This is a genomic window from Ideonella sp. (assembly GCF_041918995.1).
Taxonomy (GTDB): Bacteria; Pseudomonadota; Gammaproteobacteria; order Burkholderiales; family Burkholderiaceae_C; genus Ideonella.
The window spans coordinates 20,261-35,995 of the sequence record NZ_JAYRUN010000002.1; the positions used below are offsets into that span (position 1 = coordinate 20,261).

Annotated in this window: 18 protein-coding genes; 11 read left to right on the forward strand and 7 right to left on the reverse strand. The window is 70.7% G+C overall.

Annotation, left to right across the window (positions count from 1 at the left end; genetic code table 11):
• Positions 1–10 precede the first annotated feature (10 nt).
• From hppD to ACE3UN_RS01890, 7 genes are all read right to left on the reverse strand, one after another.
• On the reverse strand, positions 11–1,102 hold the full coding sequence (gene hppD, locus ACE3UN_RS01860; protein WP_374673207.1) for a 4-hydroxyphenylpyruvate dioxygenase: 1,092 nt from the start codon (positions 1,100–1,102) through the stop codon (positions 11–13).
• 299 nt (positions 1,103–1,401) lie between these two features.
• Complete coding sequence (locus ACE3UN_RS01865; protein WP_374673208.1) at positions 1,402–1,773, reverse strand: hypothetical protein; 372 nt, start codon at positions 1,771–1,773, stop codon at positions 1,402–1,404.
• Positions 1,774–2,089: 316 nt separating this feature from the next.
• Positions 2,090–3,520: a sigma-54-dependent transcriptional regulator gene (locus ACE3UN_RS01870; protein WP_374673209.1), complete on the reverse strand. Its 1,431-nt coding sequence runs from the start codon at positions 3,518–3,520 to the stop codon at positions 2,090–2,092.
• Positions 3,517–4,872, reverse strand: coding sequence for a sensor histidine kinase (locus ACE3UN_RS01875; RefSeq protein ID WP_374673210.1), 1,356 nt, complete (start codon positions 4,870–4,872; stop codon positions 3,517–3,519). The genes ACE3UN_RS01870 and ACE3UN_RS01875 overlap by 4 nt, the downstream gene beginning before the upstream one ends.
• Before the next feature lie 38 nt (positions 4,873–4,910).
• Positions 4,911–5,546 (reverse strand): DUF2242 domain-containing protein, encoded by a 636-nt coding sequence (locus ACE3UN_RS01880; RefSeq protein WP_374673211.1) that lies wholly within the window; start codon positions 5,544–5,546, stop codon positions 4,911–4,913.
• Between the two features lie 25 nt (positions 5,547–5,571).
• Positions 5,572–5,979, reverse strand: coding sequence for a type II toxin-antitoxin system death-on-curing family toxin (locus ACE3UN_RS01885; protein WP_374673212.1), 408 nt, complete (start codon positions 5,977–5,979; stop codon positions 5,572–5,574).
• Positions 5,976–6,200, reverse strand: coding sequence for an AbrB/MazE/SpoVT family DNA-binding domain-containing protein (locus ACE3UN_RS01890; protein WP_374673213.1), 225 nt, complete (start codon positions 6,198–6,200; stop codon positions 5,976–5,978). Before ACE3UN_RS01890 ends, ACE3UN_RS01885 begins: the two co-directional genes overlap by 4 nt.
• 40 nt (positions 6,201–6,240) lie before the next feature.
• Here ACE3UN_RS01890 and ACE3UN_RS01895 point away from each other — a divergent pair, with 40 nt between their 5' ends.
• The 11 genes from ACE3UN_RS01895 (at position 6,241) to ACE3UN_RS01945 (ending at position 15,707) form a co-directional block, all read left to right on the forward strand.
• Positions 6,241–6,678 (forward strand): hypothetical protein, encoded by a 438-nt coding sequence (locus ACE3UN_RS01895; RefSeq protein ID WP_374673214.1) that lies wholly within the window; start codon positions 6,241–6,243, stop codon positions 6,676–6,678.
• A gap of 122 nt (positions 6,679–6,800) precedes the next feature.
• On the forward strand, positions 6,801–7,934 hold the full coding sequence (locus tag ACE3UN_RS01900) for a 4-oxalomesaconate tautomerase (RefSeq protein WP_374673215.1): 1,134 nt from the start codon (positions 6,801–6,803) through the stop codon (positions 7,932–7,934).
• Positions 7,931–8,956: an amidohydrolase family protein gene (locus tag ACE3UN_RS01905; protein WP_374673216.1), complete on the forward strand. Its 1,026-nt coding sequence runs from the start codon at positions 7,931–7,933 to the stop codon at positions 8,954–8,956. The genes ACE3UN_RS01900 and ACE3UN_RS01905 overlap by 4 nt, the downstream gene beginning before the upstream one ends.
• Position 8,957: 1 nt before the next feature.
• Positions 8,958–9,641, forward strand: coding sequence for a 4-carboxy-4-hydroxy-2-oxoadipate aldolase/oxaloacetate decarboxylase (gene ligK, locus ACE3UN_RS01910; RefSeq protein ID WP_374673217.1), 684 nt, complete (start codon positions 8,958–8,960; stop codon positions 9,639–9,641).
• Between the two features lie 9 nt (positions 9,642–9,650).
• Positions 9,651–10,550: a DUF1932 domain-containing protein gene (locus tag ACE3UN_RS01915; protein ID WP_374673218.1), complete on the forward strand. Its 900-nt coding sequence runs from the start codon at positions 9,651–9,653 to the stop codon at positions 10,548–10,550.
• A gap of 1 nt (position 10,551) precedes the next feature.
• Complete coding sequence (locus ACE3UN_RS01920) at positions 10,552–11,478, forward strand: amidohydrolase family protein (protein ID WP_374673219.1); 927 nt, start codon at positions 10,552–10,554, stop codon at positions 11,476–11,478.
• Positions 11,478–11,879, forward strand: coding sequence for a protocatechuate 4,5-dioxygenase subunit alpha (gene ligA / locus ACE3UN_RS01925; protein WP_374673220.1), 402 nt, complete (start codon positions 11,478–11,480; stop codon positions 11,877–11,879). Before ACE3UN_RS01920 ends, ligA begins: the two co-directional genes overlap by 1 nt.
• Positions 11,879–12,754 carry a class III extradiol dioxygenase subunit beta gene (locus ACE3UN_RS01930; protein WP_374673221.1) on the forward strand — a complete coding sequence of 292 codons (876 nt, stop codon included), beginning with the start codon at positions 11,879–11,881 and terminating at the stop codon, positions 12,752–12,754. The genes ligA and ACE3UN_RS01930 overlap by 1 nt, the downstream gene beginning before the upstream one ends.
• Positions 12,755–12,781: 27 nt before the next feature.
• Entirely contained in the window at positions 12,782–13,288 is a 507-nt protein-coding gene (locus ACE3UN_RS01935; protein WP_374673222.1) for a TRAP transporter small permease, read from the forward strand.
• Positions 13,285–14,607 (forward strand): TRAP transporter large permease, encoded by a 1,323-nt coding sequence (locus tag ACE3UN_RS01940; protein ID WP_374673223.1) that lies wholly within the window; start codon positions 13,285–13,287, stop codon positions 14,605–14,607. Before ACE3UN_RS01935 ends, ACE3UN_RS01940 begins: the two co-directional genes overlap by 4 nt.
• 50 nt (positions 14,608–14,657) lie before the next feature.
• The gene (locus ACE3UN_RS01945) at positions 14,658–15,707 is read left to right on the forward strand and encodes a TRAP transporter substrate-binding protein (protein WP_374673224.1); all 1,050 of its coding nucleotides are present in this window, start codon (positions 14,658–14,660) and stop codon (positions 15,705–15,707) included.
• Positions 15,708–15,735: the final 28 nt, after the last annotated feature.

The window sequence follows — 15,735 nt, forward strand, 5'->3', positions numbered from 1 at the left end:
AGATCCTGGCTCATGCCTCGGCGGTCTTCAGCGCGCCGCGGCGGATCTGGTCGCGTTCCATCGACTCGAACAGCGCCTTGAAGTTGCCCTCGCCGAAGCCGTCGTCGCCCTTGCGCTGGATGAACTCGAAGAACACCGGGCCCAGCAGCTTCTGCGAGAAGATCTGCAGCAGCAGGCGCGGCGCGCCGCCGGGCGCGCCACCGGTGGTGCCGTCCAGCAGGATGCCGCGCGTCTTGAGCGAGCCGACGTCCTCGCCGTGGCCGGGCAGGCGCTCGGCCAGCATCTCGTAGTACACGTCGTTGGGGGCGGTCATCAGCGGCACGCCGCTCATCTGCAGGCGGTCGATGGTGGCCTTCAGGTCGTCGGTGAGCAGCGCCACATGCTGGATGCCCTCGCCGTTGAACTGCATCAGGAACTCCTCGATCTGGCCGGAGCCCTTGGAGGATTCCTCGTTCAGCGGAATGCGGATCCTGCCGTCCGGCGCCGTCATGGCCTTGCTGGTCAGGCCGGTGTACTCGCCCTGGATGTCGAAGTAGCGGATCTCGCGGAAGTTGAACAGCTTCTCGTAGAAGCCGGCCCAGAAGGCCATGCGCCCGCGGTAGACGTTGTGCGTGAGGTGGTCGATCACCTTCAGGCCATGGCCCACGGGGTGCCGCTCCACGCCCGGCAGGAACTCGAAATCGATGTCGTAGATGCTCTTGCCGTCTTCGAAGCGGTCGATGAGGTACAGCGGCGCGCCGCCGATGCCCTTGATGGCCGGCAGGCGCAGCTCCATCGGGCCGGTGGGGATCTCGATGGGCTGGGCGCCCAGCTCGAGCGCGCGGTAGTAGGCCGCGTGGGCGTCCTTCACCCGGAAGGCCATGCCGCAGGCGCTGGGGCCGTGCTCGGCGGCGAAGTACGCGGCATGGCTGCGCGGCTCGTTGTTGACGATGAAGTTGATGCCGCCCTGGCGGTACAGCAGCACCTGCTTCGAGCGGTGCCGGGCGACGAGGGTGAAGCCGAGCCGCTCGAACAGCGGCTCCAGCAGGTTCGGGGTGGGGGAGGCGAATTCGACGAACTCGAACCCCATCAGGCCCATGGGGTTCTCAAACAGGTCGGCCATGTGGTGCTCCGGTGGTGCGCGCGAGGCGGCGCGCAGGACGAGACGGGAAGGCTCAGCGCGCCGGGCGCGCGGGCCGGTCCGGCGGAGCACCCGGCACGCCGCGCACGCTGCGGGCGAGGTGGTCGCCGATGACGAGCTGATGGACGGGCGCGGTCAAGGGCGTCTCGGGTGGCAAGGAGATCGTCAGTGTACGTCCGCATTTCGGCAGCCAGCACTTGGGGGCAACCCGCCCCTGCGGGCCATGCGGGCAACAAAAAAAGGCCCGCGCGCGGCGGGCCTTCGGGGTGCGACCGGGCAGATCAGTTGCGGCGGCAGCTCACCGTCTTGCTCTCCAGCACGTTGCCGCTGGCGTCCAGCAGGCTGCCGGTGACGGTGTTGTTCACGATGAAGTTCTTGGCGATCGGCGTGGCGCCCTGGCGGATGTCGCGGCGGTTGCTGTCGAAGTCGAACTCCACCTCGTCGCCCACCGTCTGCTCCTGCGGGCTCTGGGCGGTGTTGGGGCCAGAGGTGATCATCGACGAGTACAGCCCGCTGCGCAGGTTGCTGCCATCGACGGAGGCGCGGGAACGGTCCGACCGGGTCTCGCACTTCACGCGCAGGGCAGCGCTGGCGTCCACGGACAGGGCAGCCAGCAAGGTGAAGGCACCGACGGTCATCAGGGTCTTGGTCATGGAAATGTCTCTCTCAGAGTGAAGCGGCATCGATCAGGGTCCGCCGGACGGTCATGCGGCACCACGGCCGCCCGGCGGGAAGGGGCCCGTGCGCGGCACCGCCCGGGACACCTGGTAAATGGCAAGGCCTGTGCCACGAAATGTGCTTGCATCACATTTCTAGGGGGATGGAACGCAAGTGCTTGTCGCCCAACGAGTTTTCGGCAGACGCCGGGCCAGGTGGGCACGCCGGCCGGGTCCCGCACCCGCTCGCCACCGAGCGCAGTGGGGGAAATGCCCCACGGGCCTGGCCCCAGCCCCGGGGGATTTGACCCGCTCAGGCGTCGGGCGGACGCAGCCCCAGCCGGTCCAGCCGGTAGCGCAGGGTGTCGCGGCTCACGCCCAGCAGGCGCGCGGCCTGGGTGACGTTCTGGCGGGTGCGCTGCAGCGCACGTTCGATCAGGCGGCGTTCGGCCCGCTCGAGGTTCAGGTCCTCATCCTCGCCGCCCTCCGTGCCCGGCGCGCTGCCCGCGTCCGGTGGCCCCTGGTCGGCGGCAGTGCCGGCACCCGGGCGCGCGGCCGCGGCGAAGCCCAGGTCGCGCACGCCCACCTCCTGCCCGGCCGCCAGCAGCGCCGCCTGCTCCATGGCATTGCGCAGCTCGCGCACATTGCCCGGCCAGGGGTGGCGCCGCATCTCCGCGGCTGCGGCGTCCGACAGGCGCAGGTCCCCCTTGCGGTAGCGGTGGCCGTGCAGCCGCAGGAAGTGCTGCGCCAGCTCCAGGATGTCGTCGCCGCGCTCGCGCAGCGGCGGCACCGTGAGCTCCACGATGCGCAGGCGGTAGTACAGGTCGGCGCGGAACCGGCCCTCCTGCACCATCTGCGCCAGCGGCCGGTGGCTCGCGCTCACGATGCGCACGTTGACCGGCTGGTCGCGCAGCCCACCCAGGCGCCGGAAGCGCTTGTCCTCCAGCAGCTTGAGCAGCTTCACCTGGGTGGACGCATCCGCCTCCGCGATCTCGTCGAGGAACAGGGTGCCGCCCTCGGCCGTCTCCACCAGGCCTGCCTTGCGCTGGCGGGCGTCGGTGAAGGCCCCGCGCTCGTAGCCGAACAGCTCGGCCTCCACCAGCTGGGCGGGCAAGGCGCCGCAGTTCAGCTCCACGAACGGCGCATCGCGCCGCGGGCCGTCGAAATGCAGGGCGCGCGCCACGAGCTCCTTGCCGGTGCCCGTCTCGCCGTGGATGAGCACGGCCGGCGCGTCGGTGTCGGCCAGCTGCCGCTCGGACTCCAGCAGCGTGGCGATGCGCGTGCGCAGGGCCACGATGGCCGGCGAGCGGCCGATGATCTTGTCCAGGCCGCTGTGGTCGGCCTGGCGCTGGCTGTAGTAGTGGACCGCCGTTTCCAGCCGGCCATGGCTGATCAGGCGCTCCAGCAGCAGCTTCAGCTCGGCCAGGCCCAGCGGCTTGGTGAGGTAGTCCGCGGCGCCCGCCTTCATGGCCTTGACCGCGAGGTCGATGCCGCCGTGGCCCGTCATCATCACGACGCACACCGCCGGGTCCAGCGCGCGCAGGCGCTGCAGCGCCTCCAGCCCGGTCATGCCGGGCAGGTTGTGGTCGAGCAGCACCACGTCGGGCCGGAAGGCGTTGAACTGCGCCAGGCCGTCCTCGCCCGAGCCCGCCACGCGCGCCTCCCAGCCCTGGCGCTCCAGGTACAGCGCCAGGTTGCGTGCCAGGGTGGCTTCGTCGTCGATGATCAGGATGGCTCGGCTCATGGCGTGTGCAGGGGCAGGGTGAGGGTGGACCGCGTGCCGAGCCCGGGTCCGTCGCTGGCCACGTCCAGGCCGCCGCCCAGGCGCTCGGCCACCCGCCGCACCAGCGCCAGGCCCAGGCCCAGGCCGCGCGGCTTGGTGGTGAAGAAGGGGCGGCCCACGTCGCCCAGCGCGGCGGCGGCGATGCCCGCCCCCTGGTCCTCCACGACGATGCGCACCTGCCGGCCCGCGCGCTCGGCGGCCAGCCGCACGCCCTCGCCCGCGCGCGTGGCCTCGGCGGCGTTCGACAGCAGCGAGGCCAGCATCTGCGCCAGCAGCACCGGGTCCACGGCCACCTCGCCCAGGCCCTCGGGCACGGTGGCCTCGAACGGCTTGCCCTGCCCGGCGAACTCGCTGTGGAAGCGCGCCCGCGCGTCGTGCAGCGCCTGGCCCAGGTCCGCCCGGCCGTGCGCGTCCACCGGGCCGCGCGCATAGCTGAGCAGCGTGCGCACCAGGTGCTCGATGCGCTCGGTCTGGGCGATGACCTCGTCGGCCAGGCCGGCAGGCGCCTCGCCGCCCAGCTCGCGCTGCAGTTCCGCCGAGCTGCGGATGGAGCCGAGCGGGTTGCGGATGCTGTGCGCCACCGACGCGGAGATCTCGCCCACCATGGCCAGCGCCTCGGCCTCGACCAGCCGGGCCTGCTGTTCGCGCAGGGCGCCGGCGATGCGGCGCACATACCAGGCCAGGCTGGCGAACAGGAACAGCGCGCCGATCAGCGCCCCCGCCCACACCAGCCGCTGGCCGCTGAGGATGGCCTCGATCAAGGCCAGCGGCCGGCGGTACAGCTCCACCACGCCCACCAGCCGGCCCGTCTCGTCGTACACGGGCAGGTAGTTCTCGACGAATTCGGAGGGCCGGGCGCCGAGCAGCATGTGCTCCGGCTTCGCGTCCGGGGCGTCGTCGCCCTCCTCGCGGTGCACCACCACCTCGCCGCGCAAGGCGTCGTCCAGCTCGTCGTTGTCCGGGAACGCGCGGCCGATCATCTCGGGGCGGCTGGACCACAGCACCCGCCGGTCGGTGGTGTACAGGTTGGCGCGCAGCACGTCCGGCATCGCGGCCACGTGGCTGAAGAACTCGGTGAAGCCCGCCTCGCCGTCCACCCGCCCCGCGCGCAGGGCGGCGGCCACGTGCTGCGTGGTGACGATGCTCTGCACGAAGTCGCGGCTCAGCACCGCGTCGCGCTGCAGCAGCCGGCTTTCGATGAAGCCGGTGAGCAACCAGGCCATGCCCACGCTGAAGGCGGCGATGGCCGCCGCCCCCGTGAAGACGAACCGCTGCATGAGCCCATGGTGGGTGGCCGCGGCGGTGTCCGGCATGGGAGGGTGGGGCGGGCGGGGGGCGCGCAGCGGGCGCCTCAGGGGGCGCTGGCCGCGTTGGCCGGCGCCGGCCCGGGACGCGGCACGGGGGTGGCCGCAGGCTCGTCGGCCACGTCGCTCTGGTCGCGCAGGTAGCGGTGCATCAGCGCGAAGAAGCGGTCGTAGAACGGGCCGGCGGGAATGGTCTCGCTGGCCACCTTGACGAGCGAGTCGTCGCTCGCCGCCAGCGGGATGGACACCGAGCCGATCGCCGACAGGCCCAGGCTGGCCGAGTTGGGGTTCTTCTTGAGCGTGTAGCGGTCCTGCAGGGCGTTCACGTACGCGGTGGCCAGCTGGCCGCCGGGGCCGTCCGGCGCGCACACCACGTGGAACTCGATCTGCACGTGCACGTCGCCCTCCGGCTGGAAGCGCTTGCTGCCGTTGAGCTGGTCGGGCTTGACGACCGACAGCACGTAGCCCTGGCTGAGCAGCGCGCGGCGCGCGGCCTCGCAGGTGCGGCTCACCGGCGCATCGAACAGCCGCGAAAAGGTCTCGTCGGCCTCGAAGCCCTCGTTCTGGTAGACCTTGAGCTTGGCCGGCGACGTGTGGCTGCAGCCGGCGGCCAGGAACAGCAGGGCGCACGTGGCACCAAGGCCTGCGCGCCAGCGAGGCGAAGAAGGGGAGCGATCCGACATGTGGCGGTGGATTATCCGCACCCTGTCAGGTTCCCTGCCCGCACGCACCCAGGTGGCGACGGATCCACCCCGCCAGCGCTGGCTCGTCGAGGGTGCCGGCCGCGACCGCCCACATCGTCAATACGCACTCGGCATCCTCCGCGTCGAGCGTGTGACCGTTCAAAGCCAGGAACAACTCCATCGCCACGAACGCAGTGCGCTTGTTGCCATCGGCGAACGGATGGTTGCGGGCGATGCCGTGCGCGTAGGCAGCCGCCAGCGCCGCCACATCCGGGCTGCCATATGCGGCAAGCTGACCAGGGCGCGCCGCCGCCGATTCGAGCAGGCCGGCGTCCCGCACACCGGGCAAGCCGCCATGCTCGGCCAACTGCTCCTGGTGCACCGCGCGCAGCACGGCCGGATCCAGCCAAACCCACCGCGTGGCGTCGCTCACTTGGCGAGTTCGCGCAGCACCTGGCGACGCTTCTTCATGATCCGTCGCGCCTCGGCCATCTGGTGCTCGAACTCGTCGTTGTAGGGCGACAGCGTGACGCCGTTGGCCGCCTCCACCAGATAGACGGTGTCGCCCTTTTCCAGCTTCAGCCGGGCCAGGACGTCCTTGGGAAGGATCACCCCGACCGAGTTTCCGATCTGGGTCAGTTTCAGCACGGTCATGACAGCATGGGTACGTTATAACGGATGTTATTATCAACGCATGAGTACCTCCTACGCCACCCCCTTGCCGCCCCTGAAGGTCTCCCGGCTCATGCCCCAGGGCCGCGGCCTGGCCGCTGCCCTCGTCAGGCGCGCCCCCGTGCTCGCCCTGCCGGCCACCGGCGCGCCCGCCGGGGCCTTTGACGCCGTGGACGACCAGGGGCGCGCCCTGCGCGTGGACCTGGCCGGCGCGACCGAGCTGCGCACCGGCGACGTGCTGGTGGCCGAGGACGGCAGCCTGCTGCGTGTGCAGCGCGAGGGTGACGCCGGCCTGCCGCGCGTGGTGGCCGCCCCGGCGCCCCATGTGCACGGCCCGGGCTGCGGGCACGCCCACCACGCCCATGAGCCGCATGTGCACGGGCCGGGGTGTGGCCACGACCATGGGCATGACCACGGGCATGGCCACGGCCACGACGACGGGCACGGCCACCGCCACTGACCGGCCCCGAGGTCGCGTCGGCCATGCCGAAGCGACATAGCTGCTAGTCCGCCCACTCCATAGCCGGCATGGCCCGGCGTTTCCAGAATGCGCCACCGCTTCTCGGAAACCGCCGTCGCACCATGCCGTCGCAAACCGCCCTGCCCTGCCTGCTGATGCGCGGGGGCACGTCCAAGGGCACGTTCTTCCGGGCCGCGGACCTGCCGGCCGACACCGCCACGCGTGACCGCGTGCTGCTCGCCGCGCTGGGCTCACCGGATCGCCGCCAGATCGACGGCCTGGGCGGCGCCCACCCGCTCACCAGCAAGGTGGGCATCGTCGCGCCCAGCCAGCGCCCGGGGGTGGACCTGGAGTTCCTGTTCGCGCAGTTGCAGCCCGAGAAGGACACGGTCGACACCACGCCCAACTGCGGCAACATGCTCGCGGCCGTGGTGCCCTTCGCGCTGGAAGCCGGCCTGGTGGCCGCCCGGGGCGACACCAGCACCTTCCGGGTGCTGACGCTCAACACCGACATGGCCTGCGACATCACCGTCTGCACGCCCGGCGGCGAGATCACCTACGCGGGCGACGCACGCATCGACGGCGTGCCCGGCACCGCCGCCCCGGTGACCATCAACTTCCTCGACACCGCCGGCTCCGTGTGCCCGGGCCTGCTGCCCACCGGCGCGGTGCGCGACACGGTCACGGTGCAGGGCGAGGGCTTCGCGCCGTTCACGCTGGACGTGACCTGCATCGACAACGGCATGCCGCTGGTGATCCTGCGCGCCCAGGACCTGGGCCGCACGGGTGCCGAGACCGTCGCCGAGCTGAACGCCGACACCGAGCTCAAGACACGGCTGGAAGCGCTGCGCCTGGCCATCGCGCCGCGCATGGGCCTGGGTGACGTGCGCGACAAGAACTACCCCAAGATGACGCTGATCGCGCCGCCGCGCGCGGGCGGCGCGCTGGCCACGCGCAGCTTCATCCCGCACGTGTGCCACGACGCCATCGGCGTGCTGGCCGCCGTCACCGTGGGCACGGCCTGCGTGCTGCCCGGCTCGGTGTGCGACGGGGTGGCCGAGCTGCCCGCGCCCGAGGCCGACGGCACGCGCCGCGTGTCGGTGGAACACCCCACCGGCGAATTCAGCGTGGCGCTGGCCACCGACCCGAACGACCCCACCCGAGTGACCCAGGCCGCGCTGCTGCGCACCGCCCGCGCGCTGATGCGCGGCGAGGTGCTGGTGCCGGCTTCCGTCTGGAAAGGACACCCCGCATGATCATCGACGTCCACGGCCACTACACCACCGCGCCCGCCGCGCTGGGCGCCTGGCGCGACCGGCAGATCGCCGGCCTGGCCGACCCGGCGCTGGCGCCGCGCGCCAGCGAGCTGGTCATCAGCGACGACGACATCCGCGAGTCCATCGAGACCAACCAGCTCAGGCTGATGCGCCAGCGCGGCTCGGACCTGACCATCTTCTCGCCGCGCGCCAGCTTCATGGCCCACCATATCGGCGACTTCCAGACGTCCGCCACCTGGGCCGCGATCTGCAACGAGCTGTGCTTCCGCGTGGCGCAGCTGTTCCCCGAGCATTTCATTCCGGCGGCCATGCTGCCGCAGTCGCCCGGCGTGGACCCGGCCACCTGCCTGCCCGAGCTGGTGAAGTGCGTGGAGCAGTACGGTGCCGTGGCCATCAACCTGAACCCCGACCCCTCGGGCGGCCACTGGAACAGCCCCCCGCTGACCGACCGCCACTGGTACCCCATCTACGAGAAGATGGTCGAGTACGACATCCCCGCCATGGTCCACGTGAGCACCTCGTGCAACGCGTGCTTCCACACCACCGGGGCACACTACATCAACGCCGACACCACGGCGGTGATGCAACTGATCCAGGGCGACCTGTTCACCGACTTCCCCACCCTGCGCTTCGTCATCCCCCATGGCGGCGGCGCCGCGCCCTACCACTGGGGCCGCTACCGCGGGCTGGCGCAGGAGATGAAGAAGCCGCTGCTGAAGGACCACCTGCTGAAGAACGTGTTCTTCGACACCTGCGTGTACCACCAGCCCGGCATCGACCTGCTGACGCGCGTGATGCCGGTGGAGAACGTGCTGTTCGCCAGCGAGATGATCGGCGCCGTGCGCGGGATCGACCCCGAGACCGGCTTCCACTACGACGACACCCGGCGCTACATCGAGGCCAGCACGCTCACCCCGGAGCAGAAGCACCTGGTCTACGAGGGCAATGCGCGTCGTGTCTTCCCGCGGCTCGATGCCGCCCTGCGCGCGAAAGGCCTGTGACATGTACCAGCTCGGTGTCGTCTACCGGAACATCACCCGCACCGACAGCGCCACGGCCGATGCCCTGGCGAAGTTCGGCAGCGCCACCGTGCACGAGGCCATGGGCCGCGTGGGCCTGCTGCAGCCGCACATGCGGCCGATCTACCCGGGCGCGCAGGTGGCAGGCACCGCGGTGACCGTGCTGCTGCACCCGGGCGACAACTGGATGATGCACGTGGTGGCCGAGCAGGTGCGCCCGGGCGACATCGTGGTGGCGGCCATCACCGCGCCCTGCACCGACGGCTACTTCGGCGACCTGCTGGCCACGTCCTTCATGGCCCGCGGCGCGCGTGCGCTGGTGATCGACGCCGGCGTGCGCGACGTGAAGACGCTGCAGGAGATGGGCTTCCCGGTGTGGAGCAAGTGCATCAGCAGCAAGGGCACCATCAAGGCCACGCTGGGCTCGGTGAACATCCCGGTGGTGTGCGCGGGCCAGCTCGTCACCCCGGGCGACGTCGTCGTGGCCGACGACGACGGCGTGGTCTGCGTGCCGCGCGCAGTGGCCGAGAAGACGCTGGCCGCGGCCAGCGCCCGCGAGGCCAACGAGGCCGACAAGCGCGCCAAGCTGGCGTCCGGCGTGCTCGGGCTCGACATGTACAAGATGCGCGAGCCGCTGGCCCAGGCCGGCCTGCGCTACATCGACTGACGCCACGCCATGCACATCTCGCTCATCGGCTATGGCGAAGTCGGCCGCATCCTGGCCGAGGACCTGGCACCCGCCGGCCACACGCTCACGGCCCATGACCTGAAGCTGGCCGACGCACGCGGCCACACCCTGCGTGCCCACGCGGCCGGCCTGGGCGTGCGCCTGGCGGCGTCGCACGCCGAGGCGGTGCAGGGCGCCGAACTGGTGCTCAGCGCGGTCACCGCCAGCCAGGCGGTGCCGGTGGCCGAGGCGTGCGCGCCGGCCCTCGCCGCGGGGGCCTTCTTCCTCGATCTCAACTCCGCCAGCCCCGGCGCCAAGTGCCGTGCGGCCGAGCTCGTGAACGCCGCGGGCGGCCGCTACGTGGAAGGCGCGGTGATGACCAGCGTGCCGCCGTACCGCATCCAGGTGCCGCTGCTGCTGGGCGGCCCCGACGCCGCGGCGCTGGAGCCCATCGTCAATGGCCTCGGCTTCGCGGCCAGGGTGAGCAGCCCGCAGCTGGGCGTCGCCTCGGCCACCAAGATGTGCCGCAGCGTCATGATCAAGGGCCTGGAGGCGATGGTCATCGAGAGCTTCACCGCCGCGCGCCACTACGGCGTGGAAGACGCCGTGCTGGCGTCGCTGGCGGAAACCCTCCCCGGCATCGACTGGGAGAAGCAGGGCGCGTACTTCTTCCAGCGCGTCATCGAGCATGGCCGCCGCCGCAGCGAAGAGGTGCGTGAAGTGGCCCAGACCGTGCGCGAAGCCGGCCTCGAGCCGCACAGCGCCAGCGGCACCGCCGAGCGACAGGCCTGGGTGGCCGACCTGGCCGACGACGGGCTCTTCGGCGAGCGCGGCACGCCCGCCTTCGCGCGCAGCGCCGACTGGCGCGTGGAAGCCGACCGCATCCTGCAATCGCTGAAGAGGGACTGAGATGCCTTTCGAGAAGACCCCCGGCTGGCTGGACTGGTACGCCGGGCCCGCCAAGCCGACATTTCAGCTGCCTGCGGGCGCGGTGGACGCGCACTGCCATGTGTTCGGCCCCGGCGACGAGTTCCCGTTCGCCCCCGAACGCAAGTACACGCCCTGCGACGCCAGCAAGGCGCAGCTGTTCGCCTTGCGCGACCACCTGGGCTTCGCGCGCAACGTGATCGTGCAGGCCACCTGCCATGGGGCCGACAACCGCGCGATGGTCGATGCGTGCATCGCCAGCCAGGGCAAGGCGCGTGGCGTGGCGACCGTCAAGCGCAGCGTCACCGACGACGAGCTGCAGCGCCTGCACGCAGCCGGCGTGCGCGGCGTGCGCTTCAACTTCGTCAAGCGCCTGGTGGATTTCACGCCCAAGGACGAGCTGATGGAGATCGCCGGGCGCATCGCCACGCTCGGCTGGCACGTGGTGATCTACTTCGAGGCTGTCGACCTGCCCGAGCTGTGGGACTTCTTCACCCGCCTGCCCACCACCGTCGTGGTCGACCACATGGGCCGGCCCGACGTGACCCAGCCGGTCGACGGCCCCGAGTTCGAGCTGTTCGTGAAGTTCATGCGCGAGTACCCGAACGTGTGGAGCAAGGTCAGCTGCCCCGAGCGGCTGAGCGTGAGCGGCCCGCGCGCGCTCGGCGGCGAACAGGCAGCGTACCGCGATGTCGTGCCCTTCGCGCGCCGCATCGTCGAGACCTTCCCCGACCGCGTGCTGTGGGGCACCGACTGGCCCCACCCCAACCTCAAGGACCACATGCCTGACGACGGCCTGCTGGTGGACTTCATCCCCCACATCGCGCCGACGCCCGAGTTGCAGCGCCGCCTGCTCGTGGACAACCCCATGCGCCTGTATTGGCCCGAAGAAGTGAAGGAGTCCTGCTGATGGCACTGCACAAGCCATACGACGACATTCCCGGCACCACCATCTTCGACGCCGACCGCTCGCGCCAGGGCTACTGGCTCAACCAGTTCTGCATGTCGCTGATGAAGGCCGCCAACCGCGAGCGCTTCAAGGCCGACGAACGCGCCTACCTCGACGAGTGGCCGATGACCGAGGACCAGAAGCAGGCCGTGCTGGCGCGTGACCTGAACCGCTGCATCGCGCTGGGCGGGAACATCTACTTCCTGGCCAAGGTCGGCGCCACCGACGGCAAGAGCTTCCAGTACATGGCGGCCTCCATGACCGGCATGACGCAGGAGGAGTACGCCGCCATGATGCTGGCGGGCGGCCGTTCGCCCGAGGGCAACCGCTACGCCCACGAACAGACCGGGGAGAAGAAGTAATGGCCCGCATCACCGCGAGCGTGTACACCTCGCACGTGCCGGCCATCGGCGCGGCGCTCGATCTCGGCAAATCCGCCGAGCCCTACTGGCAGCCGGTCTTCCAGGGCTACGAGCCCTCGCAGCAGTGGCTGCGCGAGCACCGGCCCGATGTCGTGTTCCTGGTCTACAACGACCACGCCACGGCCTTCAGCCTGGAGCTCATCCCCACCTTCGCCATCGGCTGCGCGGCCGAGTTCCAGCCGGCCGACGAGGGCTGGGGCCCGCGCCCGGTGCCCACCGTGGTGGGCCACCCCGAGCTGGCGGCGCACATCGCGCAGAGCGTGATCCAGGAGGACTTCGACCTCACCATCGCCAACCGCATGGACGTGGACCACGGCCTCACCGTGCCGCTGTCGCTGATGTGCGGCAAGCAGGACCCGGTGCAGGGTGCGTGGCCCTTCCGCGTGATTCCCTTCGCGGTCAACGTGGTGCAGTACCCCGTTCCCTCGGGCCGTCGCTGCTTCCAGCTCGGCCAGGCCCTGCGCCGCGCGGTGGAGAGCTTCGACGAGGACCTCAACGTGCAGGTCTGGGGCACGGGCGGCATGAGCCACCAGCTGCAGGGCCCGCGCGCAGGCCTGATCAACCGCGCCTGGGACAACGCCTTCCTGGACCGCCTGATCGCCGACCCCGCCGGCCTGGCCCAGGTGCCGCACCTGGACTACGTGCGCGAGGCGGGCTCCGAGGGCATCGAGCTGGTGATGTGGCTCATCGCCCGCGGCGCCATGGCCGACGTGGCCGGTGCCGGCCCGGCCCCCACGGTGGCGCGGCGCTTCTACCACGTGCCCGCGTCCAACACGGCCGTCGGCCACCTCATCCTGGAAGACCACGCCGGCTGAAGCCAGGCGCAGCGAAAGGACCTTCTCGTGCCCTACCTTCGAGCGCAGGAACGCGGCATCGCCCGTGTCCTGCACCGCCTGTGCGACGTGTCCGCCGGCATCGGCTGCCTGCTGCTGCTGGGCATGGCCGGCATCACCGTGACCAGCGTGCTGGGCCGCGCCCTGTTCTCCAGCCCCATCCAGGGCGACGTGGAGCTGGTGCAACTCGGCGGCGCGGTGTGCATCGCCTGCTTCCTGCCGTACACGCAGTTCCGCGGCGCCAACATCATCGTGGACTTCTTCACCCAGCGCACCGCCGCCCGGCCGCGTGCCTGGCTGGACGGCCTGGGCACGCTGCTGTACGCACTGGTGCTGGCCCTGGTGTGCTGGCGGGTGGCCGCCGGCGGCCTGGCCGCGCGCGAGAACGGCGAGACCTCCATGCTGATGTCCATCCCGGTGTGGATCCCCTACTTCGGCATGCTGCCCGGCCTGGCCCTGGCGGCCGCCGTGGGGGCCTGGCAGACCGTGGAACACGTGATCGAGGCCCGCGCATGAGCTCGTTGCAGATCGGCCTCACCCTGTTCGGCGCCATGCTGGTGCTGATGGCGCTGCGCGTGCCCATCGCCATCGCCATGTTCGTGCCGGGCGCCGTGGGCTACGTGGCCCTGGCCGGCTGGCTGCCGCTGCTGGCCCACCTGAAGGGCGCGGTGTACGGGCGGGTGTCGGTGTACGACCTGTCCGTCATCCCGCTGTTCATGCTGATGGGCGCCTTCGCCGTGCACGGCGGGCTGTCCAAGGCGCTGTTCGACTTCGCCAACGCGCTGCTCGGGCGCTTCAAGGGCGGCATGGCCATGGCCGGCGTGCTGGCCTGCGCGGCCTTCGGCTCCATCTCGGGCTCCACCGTGGCCACCACCGCCACCATCGCGCAGGTGGCCTACCCCGAGATGCGCCGCATCCACTACTCCGGCCGGCTGGCCACCGCCTCGCTGGCGGTGGGCGGCACCATGGGCGTGCTGCTGCCGCCGTCGGTGACGCTGCTGGTGTACGCCATCCTCACCGAGCAGAACATCACCAAGATGTTCCTCGCGGCCTATGTGCCGGCGCTGCTCGCCGCCATCGGCTACGTGATCGCCATCGCGGTGACCGTGCGCTGGAAGCCCGAGCATGCGCCCGAGGTGCAGCCCGCCACGGGCGCGCAGGTGGTGCAGGCCACGCTGCGGGTGTGGCCCATCCTGGGCATCTTCCTGGCGGTGTTCGGCGGCATCTACGGCGGCGTGTTCACGCCCACCGAGGGCGCGGCCATCGGCACCGTGCTCACCTTCGTGGCCGCGGTGGCCGGCGGGCAGCTGCGCCGCGCGGGCGTGCTGGAGGCGATCCGCAGCACCGCATCCACCAGCGGCATGATCTTCCTGATCTTCATCGGCGCGGACATGATCAACGCGGCGCTGGCGCTGTCGCAGCTGCCGAACCAGCTGGCCGACATCGTGGCGCACGCGCAGATCCCGCCGGTGGCCGTGATGGCGGCCATCATGGTCTTCTACGTCATCCTCGGCTGCGTGATGGACGAGATGTCCATGATCCTGCTCACCGTGCCGGTGATCTTCCCGGTGATCATGGGCCTGGACTTCTTCGGCCTGGGTCCCACGGACAAGGCGCTGTGGTTCGGCATCCTCATCCTCACCGTGTGCGCCATCGGCATGATCTTCCCGCCCGTGGGCCTGAACGTCTACATCATGAACGGGCTCGCCAAGAACGTGCCCATGACCGAGACCTACAAGGGCGTGGTGCCCTTCCTGGTCACCGACTTCCTCCGCCTGGCCCTGCTGATCGCCTTCCCCGGCATCGCGCTGTGGCTGGTGCACCGGCTGACGTGAGCCGCCGCCCGACCCCCTTTCCCCGCCCGACGACACCTGGAGACAAGACCATGACGACCGCCCGCACTGCCCCCTCCGTCCGCCTGGCCCCGCTGGCCGCTGCCCTGGCCCTGCTCGGCGCCGCAGGCGCCCAGGCCGAGGTGGTGCTGAAGGTGCACCACTTCCTGCCGCCCAGCTCCAACGCGCACGTCAACATCATCTCGCCGTGGTGCGAGAAGATCGCCAAGGAATCCGCCGGCGGCCTGAAGTGCCAGATCTTCCCCGCCATGCAGCTGGGCGGCACGCCGCCGCAGCTGGTGGACCAGGCACGCGACGGCGTGGCCGACATCATCTGGACCATTCCCACCTACTCGGCGGGCCGCTATGCCAAGACCGAGGTGTTCGAGCTGCCCTTCATGGCGGTGAATGCCAAGCAGGGCTCGCAGGCGCTGTGGGAGTACACCCAGAAGTTCTCGCTCGACGAGTTCAAGGGCGTCAAGCCGCTGTTCATGCACACCACCGAGGGCTACGTGCTGCACAGCAACAAGCCGGTGACGCAGATGGAGCAGCTCAAGGGCATGAAGATCCGCACCGCCACGCGCATCAGCGCCAAGATGGTGGCCGGCCTGGGCGGCACCCCCGTGCAGATGCCGCTGCCCCAGGTGGCCGACGCGCTGAGCAAGGGCGTGGTCGACGGCGTGCTGGTGCCGTGGGAGGCCATGCCCGCGACCAAGCTGTACGAGATCGCCAAGTACCACCTGGACGCGCCCAAGGGCAGCCCGCGCTTCGCCAATTCCATTTTCCTGTTCGGCATGAACCAGGCCAAGTACGACAGCCTGCCGCCCAACCTGAAGAAGGTGATCGACGACAACTCCGGCCTGGCCGTGTCCGCCTGGGCCGGCGAGAAGGGCTTCGACGCGCAGGTCGAGGCGTTCAGCAAGCTGGCGCGTGACCGCGGCAACACCATCACCGTCATCCCCGAGGCCGAGCTCAAGCGCTGGGAGGCCGCCACCGCCAACGTCGACGACGACTGGATGAAGGACGTGGCGGCCAAGGGCGCCGACGGCAAGAAGCTCGCGGCCGAGGCCAAGGCCATCCTGGCCAAGTACGCACCCAAGTGACCCCCTCGTCCCTGACACGCATCCGCAA